Origin of the sequence: uncultured Succinatimonas sp. (assembly GCF_905203285.1) — a bacterium.
Taxonomy (GTDB): domain Bacteria; phylum Pseudomonadota; class Gammaproteobacteria; order Enterobacterales; family Succinivibrionaceae; genus Succinatimonas.
In genome coordinates this window covers 1-2,536 of sequence record NZ_CAJKVK010000140.1, presented here as the reverse complement: position 1 = coordinate 2,536, position 2,536 = coordinate 1, and the positions used below count along the sequence as shown (strand labels likewise).

At 45.0% G+C, this 2,536-nt stretch carries 1 protein-coding gene and 1 pseudogene; both read left to right on the top strand.

What is annotated here, in order from left to right:
* A pseudogene (locus tag QZ019_RS09630) lies at positions 1-877 on the top strand (acetyl-CoA carboxylase biotin carboxylase subunit); the annotation flags it as partial.
* Positions 878-1,016: 139 nt separating this feature from the next.
* Positions 1,017-2,264 carry a serine/threonine transporter SstT gene (sstT, locus tag QZ019_RS09625; protein ID WP_294564558.1) on the top strand — a complete coding sequence of 416 codons (1,248 nt, stop codon included), beginning with the start codon at positions 1,017-1,019 and terminating at the stop codon, positions 2,262-2,264.
* Positions 2,265-2,536: the final 272 nt, after the last annotated feature.

Sequence of the window (2,536 nt, the reverse complement as noted above, 5' to 3'; positions counted from 1 at the left end):
CATGCGTGTCGTCCGTTCTGACGCCGAGCTTGATGACGCTATCGCTCTTACCCGCCGTGAAGCGGATATGTTCTTTAACAATCCTGCCGTATACATGGAAAAATTCCTTGAGAATCCTCGTCACATCGAATTCCAGGTTCTTTCTGACACTCACGGCAACGCTGTCTATTTAGGTGAACGCGACTGCTCCATGCAGCGCCGCAACCAAAAAGTTTTAGAAGAAGCTCCGGCTCCTTTTATTACCGCCGAACAGCGTAAATCCATCGGTGAGCGCTGCGCTAAAGCATGCGTTGAGATCGGATACCGCGGTGCGGGTACTTTTGAGTTCTTATATGAAAACGGCGAGTTCTACTTCATCGAAATGAATACTCGCGTTCAGGTAGAACATCCTGTTACCGAAATGATCACCGGCATTGATATCGTCCGTGAAATGATTGCCGTATCCGCAGGTGCTCCTTTATCCGTCAAACAAAAAGACATCAAGATAAAAGGCCACGCTTTTGAATGCCGTATCAACGCAGAAGATCCTAAGACCTTCCTGCCGTCTCCGGGTTTAATTGAACGTCTGCATATTCCGGGAGGACCGGGAGTTCGCTGGGACAGCCATATTTACCAGTCATACAGGGTTCCGCCTTACTATGACTCATTAATCGGCAAACTCATCGTTCATGACGACAATCGTGAACTTGCCATGGCTCGTGCCCTTGAAGCCTTGGACGAAATGGTAGTTGACGGAATTAAGACCAATATTCCTCTGCATAAAGATTTACTCACCGATCCTGTTGAAATCAAAGGCGGTGCCAGCATTCATTATCTTGAGGAAAAGCTTGAGCTTAATAAACCTGCAGCTCCTACCGAGCCGGAAAAGGAAGATTAATCAACTTCTTATGAACGCCTCAGTTGTAAAAACCGAGGCGTTTTTCTTTTGACGTGCACCAAAAAACCGCTTTTTTATCTGATTTAAGCAAAGAAAGCGTATAATTCAGGCACCGTTTAAACAAAGGAAGGTCTAACTTATGCTACAACCGATAAGTCCCAGCAACCCTCTTGCTAAAATTTTCAATAAAATTCCGTTCATCATGCAGGTAGTCATCGGCCTTATAGTCGGTATCATTCTTGCAGCCATTTTTCCTAACGACACGACCGTAATTCCTATTTTTGGCGTTTTGTTCGTTTCAGCATTAAAAGCCATTGCTCCGCTCCTCGTGTTCGTATTGGTTTCAGCAGCCATTGCCCGCCATAACAAAGGCGTTAAAACCAATATGCGCCCGATCCTTGTTTATTATTTCGTTTCCATGGGCCTTGCTTCATTTTTGGCTCTTATCATGAGCTATATGTTCCCCAGCACTTTTAGCGAGCTTGCAAATGCCGCCGACGGTGTCAATCCGCCGCAAGGAATTTCAGAAGTTTTATTAAACTTCATAAGACAAGCTGTCGACAACCCGGTTAACGCCCTTTTAACCGGCAATTACGTGGCAATTTTGGTTTGGGGTATCGCTTTTGGCTTATTGTTCCGCGTCGCTCACGAACCTACCAAACTTGTTTTGGATGATTTAGCTGAAACCGTAGCCGGCGTCGTCCGCATGGTTATCCGTTTTGCTCCTTTAGGCGTTATGGGTCTTGTTTACTCTTCCTGCACTGAAGCTGGCGGATTTAGCAACTTGTTAAATTACGTACATGTGGTTGTAGTCTTAGTTGCTACCATGCTCATAGTTGCTTTTGTCATCAACCCGATAATCGTTTTTGCCGCAACCCGCAAGAATCCTTATCCGTTGGTATTAACCGCAATCACCAACAGCGCCATTACCGCTTTCTTTACCCGCTCCTCAGCCGCCAACATTCCGGTTAACCTTGAGCTGTGCGAAAAATTAGGCGTACCGCGCGAAACTTATTCTATTTCAATTCCTTTAGGCTGTACCATCAACATGTGCGGTGCCGCAGTCACCATCGTGATCATGACTATGGCCGCCGTCAACACTTTGGATATTCATGTTGATTTCGCTTCAGCCCTTCTCATGTGCATCGCTGCAGTATTATGCGCCTGCGGAACATCAGGAATCGCCGGCGGATCTTTAATGTTAATCCCGCTTGCCTGCTCAATTTTCGGTATCGGCAATGATATCGCAATGCAGGTTGTCGGTATCGGATTTATCATCGGAGTTCTTCAGGACTCAACCGAAACTGCCTTAAACAGCTCTTCTGACGTAGTGTTTACTGCTGCAGCCTGCGGTATTACCGGCGGTGTCAAAAAAGAAAATAAATAAGTTTTAGCACTTATAATTTTCTGCGATCTAGAGGGTGACTAAATAGTCATTCCCGATAACTTGAAAGAAGGAAGGGCAGTTTCGCTGCTCTTTCTTTTTTTTGACCATTTGATTTGCCGGTTAAGAGCAGTTCATTCGTCTTTTATCTTTTTATTCCGATAATGGCATGCTTAGAGCCGTTTCTATCCTCTATTCCTCCTGTTTCTTATGCCGCAAGCATCATTTTTTGTTCTCTTTGCGTTATTTGTTTAAAGTATTTCCTTAAGTTATGG

What these genes read in the sequence shown, in the direction of transcription:
- sstT (WP_294564558.1), top strand. Translation starts at nt 1,017, where the DNA reads ATGCTACAACCGATAAGTCCCAGCAACCCTCTTGCTAAAATTTTCAAT.